This is a genomic window from Nonomuraea sp. MG754425, from assembly GCF_021699195.1.
Taxonomy (GTDB): domain Bacteria; phylum Actinomycetota; class Actinomycetes; order Streptosporangiales; family Streptosporangiaceae; genus Nonomuraea.
In genome coordinates this window covers 1-15,341 of the sequence record NZ_SSXE01000034.1, presented here as the reverse complement: position 1 = coordinate 15,341, position 15,341 = coordinate 1, and the positions used below count along the sequence as shown (strand labels likewise).

At 70.5% G+C, this 15,341-nt stretch carries 14 protein-coding genes; 9 read left to right on the top strand and 5 right to left on the bottom strand.

Annotated elements, in window-relative coordinates; all coding sequences use genetic code 11:
- Nucleotides 1–57: 57 nt before the first annotated feature.
- A complete protein-coding gene (locus FAF44_RS14690; RefSeq protein ID WP_237103694.1) occupies nucleotides 58–1,308 on the top strand; it encodes a right-handed parallel beta-helix repeat-containing protein in 1,251 nt (416 codons plus the stop codon).
- Nucleotides 1,309–1,728: 420 nt separating this feature from the next.
- Here the strand turns inward: FAF44_RS14690 and FAF44_RS14685 are convergent, their stop codons facing one another.
- Nucleotides 1,729–2,070, bottom strand: a complete 342-nt coding sequence (locus FAF44_RS14685; RefSeq protein WP_237103693.1) for a transposase — start codon at nucleotides 2,068–2,070, stop codon at nucleotides 1,729–1,731.
- 428 nt (nucleotides 2,071–2,498) lie between these two features.
- Between FAF44_RS14685 and FAF44_RS14680 the strand changes: the two genes are divergently transcribed.
- Both FAF44_RS14680 and FAF44_RS14675 read left to right on the top strand, forming a co-directional pair.
- Entirely contained in the window at nucleotides 2,499–3,407 is a 909-nt protein-coding gene (locus FAF44_RS14680) for a MerR family transcriptional regulator (protein WP_237103692.1), read from the top strand.
- A 57-nt stretch (nucleotides 3,408–3,464) separates the two neighbouring features.
- The gene (locus FAF44_RS14675; RefSeq protein WP_237103691.1) at nucleotides 3,465–4,106 is read left to right on the top strand and encodes an FMN-dependent NADH-azoreductase; all 642 of its coding nucleotides are present in this window, start codon (nucleotides 3,465–3,467) and stop codon (nucleotides 4,104–4,106) included.
- 39 nt (nucleotides 4,107–4,145) lie between these two features.
- On the opposite strand, the gene FAF44_RS14670 is transcribed toward FAF44_RS14675, so the two are convergent.
- Nucleotides 4,146–6,545, bottom strand: coding sequence for an excinuclease ABC subunit UvrA (locus tag FAF44_RS14670; RefSeq protein ID WP_237103690.1), 2,400 nt, complete (start codon nucleotides 6,543–6,545; stop codon nucleotides 4,146–4,148).
- A 76-nt stretch (nucleotides 6,546–6,621) separates the two neighbouring features.
- Nucleotides 6,622–6,969, bottom strand: coding sequence for a VOC family protein (locus FAF44_RS14665; RefSeq protein ID WP_237103689.1), 348 nt, complete (start codon nucleotides 6,967–6,969; stop codon nucleotides 6,622–6,624).
- Between the two features lie 148 nt (nucleotides 6,970–7,117).
- Between FAF44_RS14665 and FAF44_RS14660 the strand changes: the two genes are divergently transcribed.
- Nucleotides 7,118–7,432: a hypothetical protein gene (locus FAF44_RS14660; RefSeq protein WP_237103688.1), complete on the top strand. Its 315-nt coding sequence runs from the start codon at nucleotides 7,118–7,120 to the stop codon at nucleotides 7,430–7,432.
- A gap of 18 nt (nucleotides 7,433–7,450) precedes the next feature.
- Here the strand turns inward: FAF44_RS14660 and FAF44_RS14655 are convergent, their stop codons facing one another.
- Nucleotides 7,451–8,014: a TetR/AcrR family transcriptional regulator gene (locus FAF44_RS14655; RefSeq protein WP_237103687.1), complete on the bottom strand. Its 564-nt coding sequence runs from the start codon at nucleotides 8,012–8,014 to the stop codon at nucleotides 7,451–7,453.
- Between the two features lie 53 nt (nucleotides 8,015–8,067).
- On the opposite strand from FAF44_RS14655, the gene FAF44_RS14650 reads away from it, so the two are divergent.
- The 4 genes from FAF44_RS14650 to FAF44_RS14635 all read left to right on the top strand — a co-directional run bounded on the left by FAF44_RS14650 (nucleotide 8,068) and on the right by FAF44_RS14635 (nucleotide 13,785).
- Nucleotides 8,068–11,178: a bifunctional cytochrome P450/NADPH--P450 reductase gene (locus tag FAF44_RS14650; protein WP_237103686.1), complete on the top strand. Its 3,111-nt coding sequence runs from the start codon at nucleotides 8,068–8,070 to the stop codon at nucleotides 11,176–11,178.
- Between the two features lie 234 nt (nucleotides 11,179–11,412).
- Entirely contained in the window at nucleotides 11,413–12,030 is a 618-nt protein-coding gene (locus FAF44_RS14645; protein WP_237103685.1) for an ACT domain-containing protein, read from the top strand.
- A 62-nt stretch (nucleotides 12,031–12,092) separates the two neighbouring features.
- Nucleotides 12,093–12,605 carry a MaoC family dehydratase gene (locus FAF44_RS14640; protein ID WP_237103684.1) on the top strand — a complete coding sequence of 171 codons (513 nt, stop codon included), beginning with the start codon at nucleotides 12,093–12,095 and terminating at the stop codon, nucleotides 12,603–12,605.
- Between the two features lie 16 nt (nucleotides 12,606–12,621).
- Nucleotides 12,622–13,785, top strand: coding sequence for an acyl-CoA dehydrogenase family protein (locus tag FAF44_RS14635; protein ID WP_237103683.1), 1,164 nt, complete (start codon nucleotides 12,622–12,624; stop codon nucleotides 13,783–13,785).
- A gap of 32 nt (nucleotides 13,786–13,817) precedes the next feature.
- On the opposite strand, the gene FAF44_RS14630 is transcribed toward FAF44_RS14635, so the two are convergent.
- Nucleotides 13,818–14,159 (bottom strand): metalloregulator ArsR/SmtB family transcription factor, encoded by a 342-nt coding sequence (locus FAF44_RS14630; RefSeq protein ID WP_237103682.1) that lies wholly within the window; start codon nucleotides 14,157–14,159, stop codon nucleotides 13,818–13,820.
- Between the two features lie 213 nt (nucleotides 14,160–14,372).
- Here FAF44_RS14630 and FAF44_RS14625 point away from each other — a divergent pair.
- Nucleotides 14,373–15,341, top strand: a 969-nt coding sequence (locus FAF44_RS14625; RefSeq protein WP_237103681.1) for a cation diffusion facilitator family transporter, incomplete at its 3' end; no start/stop codon positions are given.

Genomic DNA, 15,341 nt, shown 5'->3' with positions numbered 1-15,341 from the left:
TGTCCTCTGCTGACTCTCCCGTCCCATCCGTGGCCTACTCGTTAGTGGTGTGCTCGTATGAGGTTGCTGTCCGTGGCCGTCCTGGCTTCGCTCCTGCCTGCCGTGCCGTCCGGGGCACTGGCCGCCGCGGGCACCACCTACTACGTCGACTCACGGGCCGGTGACGACGGCGCGGCCGGCACCAGCGCCGCCACCGCGTGGAAGTCGCTGGACAAGCTCGCCGCCGCCGAGCTCAAGCCGGGCGACACCGTCGCCGTCAAGCGCGGCAGCGGCTTCGCCGGCCCGCTCGAGCTCGAGCCGAGCGGCACCGCCGCCCGGCCCCTCACGATCAAGGCGTACGGCAAGGGCCCGCTGGCCAAGATCAGCGGCACCCAGGACGACTGCGTGATCGTCAGCGGCAACCACTGGCGCATCAGCGGGCTGCGCGCCTCCAACTGCCGCTGGGCCGGCTTCGAGCTCCGCGGCGACTCCAACGAGCTGAGCGGCGTCGAGGCCGACCGCAACATCGCCGGCGTCCTGGTCACGCCGTCCGGCTCGCGCAACACCATCCGCGACAGCGTGCTGCGCGACAACAACCGGATGAGCGTCAACGACGAGGGCGGCGACAACGACTCCGGCGCCTTCGGCGTGCTGCTCAACGGCGACGACAACGTGGTCACCGGCAACACCATCACCGGCAGCTACGCCAAGAGCGCCGACTACGGCACCGACGGGGCCGCCGTCGAGATCTTCAACGGCGACCGCAACACGATCACCCACAACACCGCCAGGAACAACGAGACGTTCACCGAACTCGGCGCGCAGAAGGGCAAGACCGCCACCGGCAACGTGTTCGCCTTCAACGTCGTCACCTCCTCGCGCAGCCGCGGCAGCTTCCTCATCACCCGCGGCTCCCGCCACGCCGTCGGCCCCGTCAAGGGCACGGTCGCGGTGCACAACTCGGTCTACCTGCCGGCCAGGGACACCATCGGCTGGTCCTGCCACGACGGCTGCTCCCCGTCGATCCTCAAGCTGCGCAACAACGTCATCTCGGTCGGCGGGGAGGCCGGCTGGGAGGACGGCGCGGGCGCCGACGACGACGGCGGCGTGTACAAGGGGCGCACCGCCAGGTTCAAGCCGGGCCCGAAGTCCGTCATGGCCGACCCCAAGTTCCGCTCCCGCACCGACCTGCGGCTGCGGCCCGGCTCACCGGCGCTCGGCCGCGCCGTCGCGCTGACCCCCACCTGGTTCGGCGGCAAGGCGTACGCCAAGGACTTCACCGGCAAGGCCCTGTCCACGCCGCTCGACTCCGGGGCCTACCAGCACTGAGCTTGATCTTTAACCTGCCTGCCCCAGCCGGGCGGTGCGGGTGGTCGCTCGGGCAGATGGTCCTCGCGCGGATGTTCCGGAACCCGCGGCGAACCCGGGCAGGGGTGAGGCGACCCGTGGGGGCGGGCCGTTCCCAGGGACGGCGCAGGTCATCGGCCAACGTGCGGGCGGGGCGGAGTTGGGTGTGCGCAGCGATGATCAGCCAGGTCCACCGGTCGGCGGCTTCCGGAGCCCGAATCTTGGGGACGGTCCAACCCAGAGTCTGCTTGAACAGCCGAAACGTATGTTCAAGATCGAATCTGCGGAGGAACGCCCGCCAGAGCCGGTCGACCTGGCCGGCGGTGAGGCCGGTGCGCGAGGACCACAACCACACCGGCTTGGGCTCGCCATTGCCGGGCAGGCGTTCGATCCGGAGCCGGATCAGCGTCCCTTCCAGGATCGGTAGTTCGCCCTGGTGGTCCAGCCAGGCCGCGCGGTGGGTGAGGCGGGGGCCAGCAGGAACGCCAGCCGGGTGACGTCGTAGCCGGCGTCGGCCACGATCAGGATGTCCGCATCGCCGGGGTGCCACTGGCCGGCGTCCAGCAGCCGCGTCACCACCTCACGCAGTTGTGCGGCGGTGACCGCGGTGGCGTCGTCTTCGGGTCCCAGACGGATCGCGTCCAGCATCGCGGTCCAGGAGGTCCGACCGCTTTCCAACGCCGCGACGAACGAGTACGGCCAGCCAGGGATGAACGGCGAGGCACTCTTGGCCCGCCCATACACGTGACAGAACAACCGCTCCGCGCCGGTGCTTGAGCGCCAATGCTAGATCCACCAGCGTCTTGACCGGACCGTCGGTGCACAGCACCGCCTCGGTCAACTCGAACAGTGCATCGGCCCGCGCGCTCAGGCAGCCGTAGAAGCCGATCCGAAACCGGGACAACACGGCCAGGGACTCGACACGGGCAGTTTCGTTCAGCGCACTCATCCTGACGGCCTTGGTAGTGATCGGCAGCGTCTTCAGCAACGCACGTGATCACGCCAAGGCCGTCTCACCGTCCCGCGAACGGCCAATCCTTCACCCAGCTCAACGAACCGGCTGAGTCAGCCGACGGGTATAAGAACGGAAATAACGCCCAAACGGCCGCTCTGTGGCGAAAATTTGGGGCATCGCTTGAGGTTCCAGTGGGTGGAAGGTGCAGATTCGAGCCATGAGCAACGCGACGGATCTCTACACGGTCGGGCAACTGGCCCAGCGCACCGGGCTGCAGGCGCGCACGATCCGCTTCTGGTCCGATAGCGGCGTTGTCCCCCCGGCCCACAGGTCGAGCGGGGGATACCGGCTTTATGACGCGGAGGCGGTTGCCCGGCTGGACCTGGTCCGGACCCTTCGCGATCTCGGGCTCGGTCTCGATGCCATCCAGCAGATCCTGGAGAAACGGGCCACGCTGAGGGAGTTGGCGGAGACCCACGTCAAAGCGCTCGACGCGGAGATCCGCACCTTGAAGATACGGCGTGCCGTCCTGCATGTTCTCGCCAAACGTGACAGCACCACCGAGGAGATCACCTTGATGCACGCGCTAGCCCGATTGTCGGCGCGGGAACGCCGGCACATCATCGACGAGTTCGTTAACGGGGCATTCGCTGACGTCATCGACGAGGACGCCGCTCTCGTCGCGGAATGGATGCGCGATATTCCCTCCGAGCTTCCAGAAGACCCTACGTCCGAGCAGGCGAACGCCTGGATAGAGCTGGCCGAGCTGGTCGCCGACGAGAGCTTCCAGCGGACGGTCCGGCAGATGGTCTTGAGCGGAAAGCACGACAATCGCCTCGAATTCGGCCTCAACCTCCGGCCCCTGGTCCTTGAGCACGCGGCAGACGCCCTGAAGAAGGAGATCCCGCCGGAGTCGCCTGGCGCAAGGGTGATTCTGGACCGGATCATCCCCGTGGAGCTTCCCGCCGAGGAAACCGTCTCCCTGACGGACTGGCTGGAACTGGTCGCCGAGCCCCGGGTGGAGCGGTACTGGCAGCTTCTGAACCTCCTCCGAGGGCTGCCGCCGGCCCCGCCGGCGGTGCCGGCCTTCCAGTGGCTGCTCGCCGCGCTGCGCGCCCACCGCTGATCCCGTCCCGTACTTCCTGCTTCCATCTCTCTACCGGACACCATTGAGGGGACCACTATGCCAACCCTGCTCCACATCGATTGCAGCATGCGCCAGGACAGTTCGGTGACCAGGGAGATCACTGCGATCTTCGTCGAGGAATGGCGCCAGGCAAATCGGGACGGCAAGTATGTGTACCGGGATCTGGGTACCTCGCCGATTCCCCATGCCGATGAGGCGGCGGTGGTCGCCGGCCTACTTCCCCGGGAGGCGCTGAACGACTATCAGCGCGTCGCCTGGGCCGTCTCTGAGCCACTGATCAACGAACTGCGCGAGGCGGACACGATCCTGCTCGGAGTCCCCATGTACAACTATTCGATCCCGTCGGTGCTGAAAGTGTGGTTCGACCGGATCACCGTCAAGGAGCACATGATCGGGGACCCCACGAGCGAGGGCCTGCTGACCGGGAAGCGGACGGTCGTGGTGACCGCCCGAGGCGGCGCGTATGGCCCCGGCACGCCTCGCGAGCGCTACGACTTCCAGACGCCCTATCTCCGGGCGCTGCTGGAGCAGATCGGCCTGGACCGCAATCTTGAGTTCGTGCATTCCGAGATGACGCTTGCGCACTCCGTTCCCTCGCTGGAGCAGTTCAAGCCGATCGCCGACGCATCCCGCGAGGAGGCCGTGAAGGCCGTGTGCAGGCTGGCCCTCGCCTCGTAAGATCCCGTCGGGCCGGACTCCGCCCGGGCGGCACGGCGCTCAGCCGTCGGCGTAGGTCGCCAGGTGCTCGCCCGTGAGGGTGGAGCGGGCGGCCACCAGGTCGGCGGGCGTGCCCTCGAAGACGATCCGGCCGCCGTCGTGGCCGGCGCCGGGGCCGAGGTCGATGATCCAGTCGGCGCGGGCCATGACCGCCTGGCTGTGCTCGATCACGATGACCGACTTGCCGGCCTCCACGAGCCGGTCGAGCAGGCCCAGGAGTTGCTCGACGTCGGCGAGGTGCAGCCCGGTGGTCGGCTCGTCCAGGACGTAGACGCCGCCCTTGTCGGCCATGTGCGTGGCCAGCTTGAGCCGCTGCCGCTCGCCGCCCGACAGCGTGGTGAGCGGCTGCCCGATGCCGAGGTAGCCGAGCCCCACGTCGGCCAGCCGTCCGAGGATGGCGTGCGCGGCCGGCGTGTGCGCCTCCCCGCCGCCGAAGAACTCCCCGGCCTCGCGCACCGACATCGCGAGCACCTCGCTGATGTCCCGCCCGCCGAGGCGGTGGTCCAGCACCGACGCCTCGAACCGGCGGCCCTCGCACTCCTCGCACGTGGTGCTGACCCCGGCCATCATCCCCAGGTCGGTGTAGACGACGCCGGCGCCGTTGCAACCGGGGCAGGCGCCCTCGGAGTTGGCGCTGAACAGCGCCGGCTTGACGCCGTTCGCCTTCGCGAACGCCTTGCGGATCGGGTCGAGCAGCCCGGTGTAGGTCGCCGGGTTGCTGCGCCGCGAGCCGCGGATGGGCGCCTGGTCGACCGACACGAGGCCGGCCGAGGCGGGCACCGAGCCGTGGATCAGCGAGCTCTTGCCGGACCCGGCCACGCCGGTCACGACGCAGAGCACGCCGAGCGGGACGTCCACGTCCACGCCGCGCAGGTTGTGCGTGCTCGCGCCGCGGATCGGCAGCGTGCCGGTCGGCCGGCGCACCGTCTTCTTGAGCGTGGCCCGGTCGTCGAGGTGGCGGCCGGTGACGGTGCCGGCCGCCCGCAGCCCCGCGACGGTGCCCTCGAAACAGATGCTGCCGCCCGCCGAACCGGCCCCCGGGCCGAGGTCGATGACGTGGTCGGCGATCGCGATCGTCTCCGGCTCGTGCTCCACGACCAGCACCGTGTTGCCCTTGTCGCGCAGCCGCCGCAGCAGGTCGTTCATCCGCTGGACGTCGTGCGGGTGCAGGCCCGTGGTGGGCTCGTCGAAGACGTAGGTGACGTCGGTGAGCGAGGAGCCGAGATGCCTGATCATCTTGGTGCGCTGCGCCTCGCCGCCCGACAGCGTGCCCGAGGGCCGGTCGAGCGACAGGTAGCCCAGCCCGATCTCCACGAAGGAGTCGAGGGTGTGCAGCAGCTTGGCCAGCAGCGGCGCGACCGACGGCTCGTCGAGCCCGCGCACCCATGCGGCCAGGTCGCTGATCTGCATCGCGCAGGCGTCGGCGATGTTGACGTCGCCGATCCGCGACGAGCGGGCCTCCGCGCTGAGCCGGGTGCCGTCGCACTCGGGACAGGTGGTGAAGGTGACCGCCCGGTCCACGAACGCCCGGATGTGCGGCTGCATCGCCTCCCGGTCCTTGGCCAGGAACGACTTCTGGATCTTCGGGATCAGCCCTTCGTAGGTGAGGTTGACGCCCTCCACCTTCACCTTGACCGGCTCCCCGTACAGGAAGTCGTGCAGTTCCTTCTTGGTGTACTCGCGGATCGGCTTGTCCGGGTCGACGAAGCCCGACTCGGCGTAGACCCGCACCGTCCAGAGGCTGTCGGACTTCCAGCCCGGAATGGTGAACGCGCCCTCGGACAGCGACTTGGAGTCGTCGTAGAGCTGGGTGAGGTCGAGGTCGGTGACCGAGCCCCGGCCCTCGCAGCGCCCGCACATGCCGCCGACGCGGGTGTAGGTCGCCTTGACGGCCTTCTTGTTGCCGCGCTCGACCGTGATGGCGCCGCTCGCCCGCACCGTCGGGACGTTGAAGGAGAAGGAGTTCGGCGAGCCGATGTGCGGCAGCCCGAGCCGGCTGAACAGGATGCGCAGCATCGCGTTGGCGTCGGTGACGGTGCCGACCGTGGAGCGCGGGTCGGCCCCCAGCCGCTGCTGGTCGACGATGATCGCGGTCGTCAGCCCGTCGAGCACGTCCACCTCGGGCCGCGCCAGCGTCGGCATGAACCCCTGCACGAAGGCGCTGTAGGTCTCGTTGATCATCCGCTGCGACTCGGCGGCGACCGTGCCGAAGACCAGCGAGCTCTTGCCCGAGCCGGAGACGCCGGTGAACACCGTCAGCCGCCGCTTCGGGATCTCGACGCTGACGTCCTTGAGGTTGTTCACCCGCGCGCCGTGCACGCGGATCATGTCGTGGCTGTCGGCGACGTGAGACGTGTCCGGCATGGTGTCCGCCGGATCCGTGCTCGGGGGAATGCTCATCGTCTCTCCATCTTTCACTCGAAGCGGCCTGCTCGATGGGCCTGCTCGATCGGGCCGGCTCCGGAAGGGGGCGGGGTCAGCGGTCCTGCAGCAGCCCGAGGACGTTGCCGTCGGGGTCGACGACGGTGGCCACCAGCCGGCCGCCGCCCACGTCGTGAGCCGCGTCCCGCACGGTGGCGCCCGCGGCGGTCACCTCGGCCAGCTTGGCCTCGATGTCGGCGACGTGCCAGTAGGCGACCGGCGAGGTCGCGCCCTGCGGCCCGCCGTTCGGCACGAGCCCGATGTGCTGGTCACCGGCCTCGAATCCCACATAGTACGAGCTGTCGGCACTCGGCTGGACACCGAGCAGGGCGGCGTACACCGCCTTGGCCTTCTCCAGGTCGGTGACGGGGTGCAGGATGGTCTTGGCGCCCTGGGTGGTCATGTTCACTCCTGAAAGCGGGTCGCGCGGGCCGGTGAGCCCGGCGGCGACGTTCGATGTTCTCGCAGATCAGGTTAGGCGCGGGCCGCTGAGCGGCGCTTCTCGATTCCTGACCGCTTCGCCCTGCGGCCGCAGGCCCTAGAGTGGCGCTGTGGTTCCAGATCTTCGCCGGCCGCTCGTGCGGCAGCTCGCCGAGTCCGACGCCCCCCGCCACTACTGGCACATGGGCGACGACGACGGGCGGGCCTGGCTGTTCGAGAGCGTCGAGGGCGACGGCAGCGAGCACTGGGCGGTGCGGCAGGTCGAGGTGGGCGCCCACCACGCGGCCGACCGGGGCGCGCGCCGCTACTGGTGGCGGCACCTGCAGGACGAGCACGGCTTCCTCACCGACCAGCCGCTGGAGATCTGGGAGCTGACCGAGATCACCCCCGAGGCGTTCCAGGCGGTCTGGGAGGCCGCGGGCTGAGCCCGCCGATGTGCACGCTCAGCGGCTCCACCCCGCCAGCCCGCCCGTGATGAGCCGGATCGCGGTGTCGAAGCCGCGCTCGATCTCCTCCGGGTCGCCCGGAAGGTGGCCCTTCGTCCCGGCGATGACGTAGCCCATCACGAACGCGTGCAGCACGTCGCTCGTGCGCCGCTGCTCCGGCTCCGGCACTCCGGCCAGGCGCAGGATGCGGTAGAGGGCCTGCCAGATCACCAGGTTGCGGTCCGCGATGATCTCGGGGTGGTTGTGCAGGTGGCTCCACATGGCCGGATGGGCCAGCGCGTTGCGGTAGTAGCCGAGCGCCAGCGCGCGTAGCTGGTCCTGCCAGGGCGAGCCGTCGTCCGGCGGCAGGTCCATGCGCTGCGCGGCCGTGGAGCAGATGAGCCTGACCAGCGCGTCCTTGCTCTCCACGTGGTGGTAGAGCGACATCGGGTTGACGTCCAGCTCGGCCGCCAGCTTGCGCATGGACAGCCCCTCGACGCCGCCCTCGTCCATCAGACGGAGGGCGGTGGTGCTGATCTCTTCGAGGGTCAGGGGTGCGCCCCTGCGCGCGCTCACGGCCATACACCGTATGGTAGCGTCAGCCATACGGTGTATGGCTATGGAAGGGAGCACAGATGGCTCGGATCCCCACCCCGCAGGGCCTGCCGATCGTGGGCAACACGCTGCAGATTCCCGCGCACGCCCCGGTGGAGCACTTCGTCAAGGTCGCCTCCCAGTACGACGAGGGCATCTTCCAGCTTGAGATCGCCGGCCGCCGCGTGGTGCTCGTCTACGACCCCGACCTGGTCGCCCAGGCGTGCGACGAGAGCCGGTTCGTCAAACGGATCAGGCCGCCGCTGTCGATCGTGCGCGACTTCAGCGGAGACGGCCTGTTCACCGCCGACCACGGCGAGCCGGTGTGGGGCCACGCGCACCGCATCCTGATGCCGGCCTTCAGCCAGCGCTCGATGAAGGCGTACTACCCGCAGTTCCTTGAGGTCGCCGAGCAGCTCGTCGAGTCGTGGGCGGGCCGCCAGGGGGAGGACCTGCCCGTCGCCGACGACATGACCCGGCTCACCCTCGACACGATCTCCCTCACCGGGTTCGGCTACCGCTTCAACTCCTTTGAATCGCCCGAGTTGCACCCGTTCCTGGTGGCCATGGGCGGTGCGCTGACCGAGGCCATGCACCGCAACCAGCAGCTCCCGTTCGTCACCAGGCTCAAGAAGAAGAACGAGGAGAGCTACCGGCGCGACATCGCGACCATGCAGGCCCTCGTGGACGAGGTGGTCAAGCAGCGCCGCTCCGAGGGCGGCACCGGCCCGAAGGACCTGCTGGGGCTCATGCTGGAGGCGTCCGACCCGCGCAGCGGCGCCCGGCTGTCGGACGAGAACATCCGCAACCAGGTGCTCACCTTCCTGATCGCCGGCCACGAGACCACCAGCGGCCTGCTCTCCTTCGCCCTGTACAACCTGCTGCGCGAGCCGCACATCCTGGCCCGCGCCTACGACGAGGTGGACCGGCTGCTGCCGGGCGACGAGCCGCCGTCGTACGAGACGATCATGAAGCTGGACGTCATCCCGCGCATCCTGGAGGAGACGCTGCGGTTCTGGTCGCCGATCCCGCTGTTCGGGGTGAGCGCCGTCCAGGACACCATGCTCGGCGACTACCCCATCCCGGCCGGCCAGGGCGTCGGCGTGCTGCTGCCCCCGCTGCACCGCAGCGCCAAGGCATGGGAGCGGCCGGACGAGTTCGACATCGACCGCTGGCTGCCCGAGCACCGGCAGGGCCGGCACCCCGGCGCGTACAAGCCGTTCGGCAACGGCGAGCGGGCCTGCATCGGCCGGCAGTTCGCGCTCACCGAGGCCAGGCTGGCACTGGCGCTGATCCTGCGGCGCTTCGCCCTGTCCGACCCGAACGTCTACCGGATGAAGATCAAGCAGACGCTCACCCTCAAGCCGGACGGCTTCACGCTGCGGGTGCGCGAGCGCCGTGCCCACGAGCGGACCACGGCCGTCGCGGCCCCCGAGCCGGACGACGAGCAGCAGGACATCGCGGTGACCGGCGTGCCGCTCACCGTCGCCTACGGCTCCAACCTCGGCACCAGCGCCGACATCGCCGAACGGCTGGCCGAGCGGGCCGGGCGGGCCGGGTTGGCCGTCACGCTGAGCACGCTCGACGGGCTGACGCCGCCCGCCGAGGGGCTGCTCGTCGTGGTGGCCTCCTCCTACAACGGCAAGGCGCCGGACAACGCCCAGCGCTTCGACGCCCTGGAGACGCTGCCCGACCTGTCCGGGGTGCGGCTGGCCGTGCTGGGCTGCGGCAACACGCAGTGGCCGACGTACCAGGACTTCCCGCGGCGCGCGTACGAGAAGCTGACGGCGGCGGGGGCCGTCCCGCTCGTCGAGCGGGGCGAGGCCGACACGGACGGCGACTTCGACGGCGACGTGTCCACGTGGACCGGCCGGCTGTGGGCGGCGCTGGCCGAGGAGTACAGCGCCACGGCGGACGACGCCGGGCCCCGCTACGAGATGGAGGTGCTCAGCGAGGCCGAGGTGCGGCCGTCGGTGGTGTCCGCGCGGGCCTTCCCGCTGACCGTGGTCTCCACCGAGGAGCTGACCGGCGACCCCGAGGGGCTCTGGGACTTCTCGCTGGAGGCGCCCCGGCCCGGCGCGCGCTCCATCGTGGCCAGGCTGCCCGAGGGCGTGACGTATTCGGCGGGCGACCACGTGGCCGTCTTCGCCAAGAACGACCCGGAGCTGGTGGAGTGGGCGCTGCGCTGCCTGCGCGTGCCCCGGGAGCAGGTCGTCCGGCTGCGCGCGGCCGGCGCGACCCACCTGCCCGTGGACACGCCGGTCACGGCCGGGCTGCTGCTGACCGAGTTCGCCGAGTTGCAGGAGGTGGCCACCCGCGCCGACCTGGAGGCGCTGGCCGCGCACACGGCCTGCCCGTGGACCAAGGGCCGGCTCGCCGGGATGACCGCGGACTACGCCGACGAGATCCTCGCCAAGCGTCTCTCCCCGCTCGCGCTGCTGGAGCGCTTCCCGGCGATCGAGCTGCCACTGGCGGCGTTCCTGGAGATGGCCGGGCCGATCAAGCCGCGCTACTACTCCGTCTCCTCCTCGCCGCTGGCCGACCCCGGCCTGGTGCGGCTGACGGTCGGCCTGGTCGAGGGGCCCGCCTGGTCGGGCAGCGGCACCTACCAGGGCATGTGCTCGGCGTACCTGGCGGGGCTCAAGGAGGGCGAGGTGTTCTACGGCTACATCCGGGTGCCCGCGCCGCCGTTCCGGCTGCCGGAGGACCCGGCCACGCCGGTGATCCTCGTCGGCCCCGGCACCGGCTTCGCCCCGCTGCGCGGCTTCCTGGAGGAGCGGGCGCTGAGCGGGGCGAGCGGGCGGGCCGAGGTGTTCACCGGGTGCCGCCATCCCGAGCACGACCTGCTCTACGCCGGTGAACTGGCCTCCTGGGAGACGGCGGGGGAGGTGCGGGTGCACCGCGCGTACTCGGCCGTGGCGGGGCATCCGCACCGGTTCGTCCAGGACGCCGTCGCGGCCCACGCGGACGAGGTGTGGGAGCTGCTCGGGCAGGGCGCCCACGTGTACGTCTGCGGTGACGGGCTGCGGATGGCGCCCGCGGTACGGCAGGCCCTGCTGGACATCCACCTGGCCAGGACCGGCGCGGACGGCGCGGGGTGGCTGGCCGGGCTGGAGGCGGAGGGCCGCTACCAGCAGGACGTCTTCGCCTGACGATCATCCGCCGGCTCGCCTGGTGCCGGCGGGCCGTCCGTCCTCCGGCCCCGGCCCTTCACGGCCGGGGCCGGGTGCGTGGGCGGGCCGGTGGAGAACCGTCGACGTCCCTTTATCGACAATCCGGACTTAACACTGCATTTTGGGATATAAGCGCAGCATGCGCGACATGTCCGTGGAACAAGCTCGAAACCATTTCACGGCACTGTGGGAGCCTCTGGAGAGGAGGCGGAAATGCTGCTGCGACTGAGGGTGTCGTTGCCCGACCGGCCGGGCGGTCTCGGCCAGGTCGCCAAGGCGCTGGGCGCACTGGGAGCGGACATCCTGCAGGTCATCGTGCTCGAACGCGAGGCCGGCCGGGCCGTGGACGACTTCACCGTCTCCTGGCCGGGCCCGGTGAGCGCGGCCGAGGCGCGCGAGCGGCTGTCCGCCATGCCCGGCGTACGGGTCGAAGGGGCGTGGGCCACCAAGGACGTGCCCGGCTCGGCCCCCGACTACGACCTGCTCATGCACGTCGCCTCCGAGCCGTCCAGGGGCTACGCCACGCTCGTGGACGCCCTGCCCGCGCTGTGCGGCGCGGAGTGGTCGATGGCGGTGGCCGACGGCGCGGTGCGGCACGCCTCGCTGGCCGCGCCCGAGGCGCTGCCCGCCGGCTTCGACCTGCCCGAGCAGCCGCCGCGGGCCATCACCGTGGAGGCCAAGGAGGTGCGGCTGATGCTGCTGCCCGTCGTGACGGCCGGGCTGCACGTGGTCGTCGCCCGCGCGGACGGGCCGGTCTTCCACCGCGCCGAGGTCGAGCGGGCCGCCCGCATCGTGGACGTGGTCGCGAAACTGGCCACGCGCGCGAGGTGATTGACCGAACAATCATCTGGTCACTAACGTGGGCGTCCTGATCGTGTGAACAGGAGCAGCCCGTGACCGTCCACGAGCCCGCCATCGGCCGCTACTACGAGGACTTCACCGTCGGGGACGTCTACCAGCACCCCATGGGCCGCACGATCAGCGAGACGGACAACACCTGGTTCACGCTCCTGACCATGAACACGAACCAGAACCACTTCAACGCCCACCTCGCCGCCAGTTCGCCCACCGGCAGGATCATCGTCAACTCCGGGCTGAGCGTGGCCATCGTGCTCGGGCTGTCCGTCATCGACGTCAGCCAGACCGCGATCGTGAACCTGGGCTGGGAGCAGATCAAGCTCAGCCACCCGGTGTTCGTGGGCGACACGCTCTACGCCGAGTCGAAGGTGACCGCCAAACGGGAGTCCAGGTCCCGCCCGTACGCCGGGATCGTCACCTGCTACACCCGCGGGCTCAACCAGGACGGCGACGAGATCATGTCCTGGACGCGGACCGTCATGGTCTACCGGCGCGACGCCCCGCACGACAAGGGTTACTTCCCCCAGGCCAGGACCGGCCCGCTCTGAGAAGAAGAGGCGGCACATGGACTTCGAGCTGACCGACGAGCAGAAGGCGTTCCGCGAGACCCTGCGCGCGTTCGTGGACAAGGAGATCGTGCCGGTCGCGACCGAGTGGGAGCACTCGGGACGGTATCCCGCCGAGATCGTCGAGAAGATGAAGCAGATGGGACTGTTCGGCCTGTCCGTGCCCGAGGAGTACGGCGGCATGGCGGCCGACATGGTGTCGTTCGCGCTGGTCTTCGAGGAGATCGCACGCGGCTGGATGGGCGTGGCGGGCACGATCGGCTCCCACTCGCTGGCCTGCTGGATGATCGCCCGTCACGGCACCGAGGAGCAGAAGCGGCGGCACCTGCCCGACCTGGCCTCCGGCGCGCGCCGCACCGCGATCGCCCTCACCGAGCCCGGCGCGGGCACCGACCTGCAGGGCATCCAGACCCGCGCGGCCCGCGACGGCGAGCACTACGTCGTCACCGGCACCAAGACGTGGATCACCAACGCCCGCCACGCCGACCCGCTGCCCGTGCTGGTCAAGACCTCGATCGAGGAGCCCGCGCACAAGGGCATGTCCGTGCTGCTCGTGGACCCCTCCGCGCCCGGCTTCGGCGTCAGCCGCGACCTGCCCAAGCTCGGCTACAAGGGCACCGAGACCTGCGAGGTGGTGCTCGACGAGGTGCGCGTGCCGGTCTCCTGCCTGCTCGGCGGCGTCGAGGGACGCGGCATGCAGCAGGTGCTCGGCGGGCTGGAACTCGGCCGGGTCAACATCGCCGCCCGCGCCGTCGGCGTCGCGCAGGCCGCCTACGACGCCGCGCTCGCCTACGCGCGCGAGCGCACCGCCTTCGGGCAGCCCATCGCCGACTTCCAGGCCATCCAGCTCAAGCTCGCCGACATGGCCACGGAGATCCAGGCCGCCCGGCTGCTCACGTACTGGGCCGCCTCGCAGGCCGACGGCGGCAGGCGGGTGGACATGGAGGCGGGCATGGCCAAGTACTTCGCCTCGGAGGTGGCGCTCAAGGCGACACTGGAGTCGATGCGCGTGCACGGCGGGTACGGGTACTCGCAGGAGTACGTGGTCGAGCGCCTCTACCGGGACGCGCCGCTGATGGCGATCGGCGAGGGCACCAACGACGTGCAGCGCATGGTCATCGCCCGCGCGCTCGTCTCGGGCAAGGGGAAGGTCGGCTGGTAGACGGGGCCGGGCGGACGCGTTCGATCTCCCGCTCAGTCGTGACGGGGCAGGCCCGAGACCTCGTGGTCGGCGTGGAACAGGGCCTCCGCGATGAGCGCCCGGACGTGGGAGTCCCTGGCGCGGTAGAGCACGCGGCGGCCCTGCCTGCGGGTGTCGACCAGGCCGGCCAGCCTGAGCTTGGCGAGGTGCTGCGAGACCGACGGGCGGGGCACGCCGATCGCCTCGGCAAGTGAGTTCACATCACGCTCGTCGGACGACAGGAGCCACATCAGACGCAGGCGGGTGCCGTCGCTCAGCAGGCGGAAGGCGTCCACGGCCGCGTTCACCTGTGCCGGGGTGGGTTCCGGGGTGGAGGTGTTGTCGCGTGCGTACATGACTACATATCATGGTCAACGTGGACAAAGTGTGCAAGTGGGGATGCCATGTCTGACCAGCGAGATTCCTCCCCGGATCCGCTGCCGTCCGGCCACGGGCACGATGCCGAGCCCGGCGGTGGCCACGGGCAGGGGCACGGTCATGGCCATGGTCACGGTGATGATCACGGTCACGGGCATGGGCACGGCGAGGGGCGGCGTGGTCGCGGGATCATGGCCAGGCTGGGCGGAATCGTGCACGCCGTCACGCCCCACAGCCACGACACCGCCGGCAAGACGGACAGCGCGCTGGAGTCCAGCAGTCGCGGCATGCGTGTGCTGGCCATCTCGTTCGCCGTCCTGATGGTCACCGCCGTCGTCCAGGCCGTCATCGTCGTCGCCTCCGGCTCGGTGGCGCTGCTCGGCGACACGCTGCACAACTTCGCCGACGCCCTGACCGCCGTGCCGCTGGCGATCGCGTTCTCCGTCGGACGCCGCGCCGCCACCCGCCGCTTCACCTACGGGTACGGCCGGGCCGAGGACCTGGCGGGCATCGTCATCGTGCTGCTCATCACCGCCTCGGCGGCCTTCGCCGGGTACGAGGCGTTCCGGCGGCTGCTGGAGCCCCAGGAGATCAGGGCCGTGGGCTGGGTGGCCGCGGCGGCGCTGGCCGGGTTCGCCGGGAACGAGTGGGTGGCCCGCTACCGGATCAAGGTCGGCAGGGAGATCGGCTCGGCCGCGCTGGTGGCCGACGGCCTGCACGCCAGGACCGACGGTTTCACCTCGCTGGCCGTGCTCCTGGGCGCGGGCGGGGCGGCCCTCGGCTTCCCGCTGGCCGACCCCGTCGTCGGGTTGCTGATCACGGTCGCCATCTGCTTCGTCCTGCGTGACGCGGCCCGCGAGATCTACCACCGGCTCATGGACGCCGTCGATCCCGCCCTCGTGGACGACGCCGAACGCATCCTGGGCACGGTGGAGGGGGTGCGGCGGGTGGAGTCCGTACGGCTGCGGTGGATCGGGCACGCGCTGCACGCCGAGGTGGAGATTCTCGTCGATCATGACATGTCCGTCGTGGCGGCGCACAAGGTGGCGGTGGAGGCCGAGCACCGCCTCATCCACGACCTGCCCCGCCTGCGGGCCGCCACCGTCCACACGGACCCGGACGGCCCCGCGGGCGCCGACCACCACGCCACCCTCACCGCC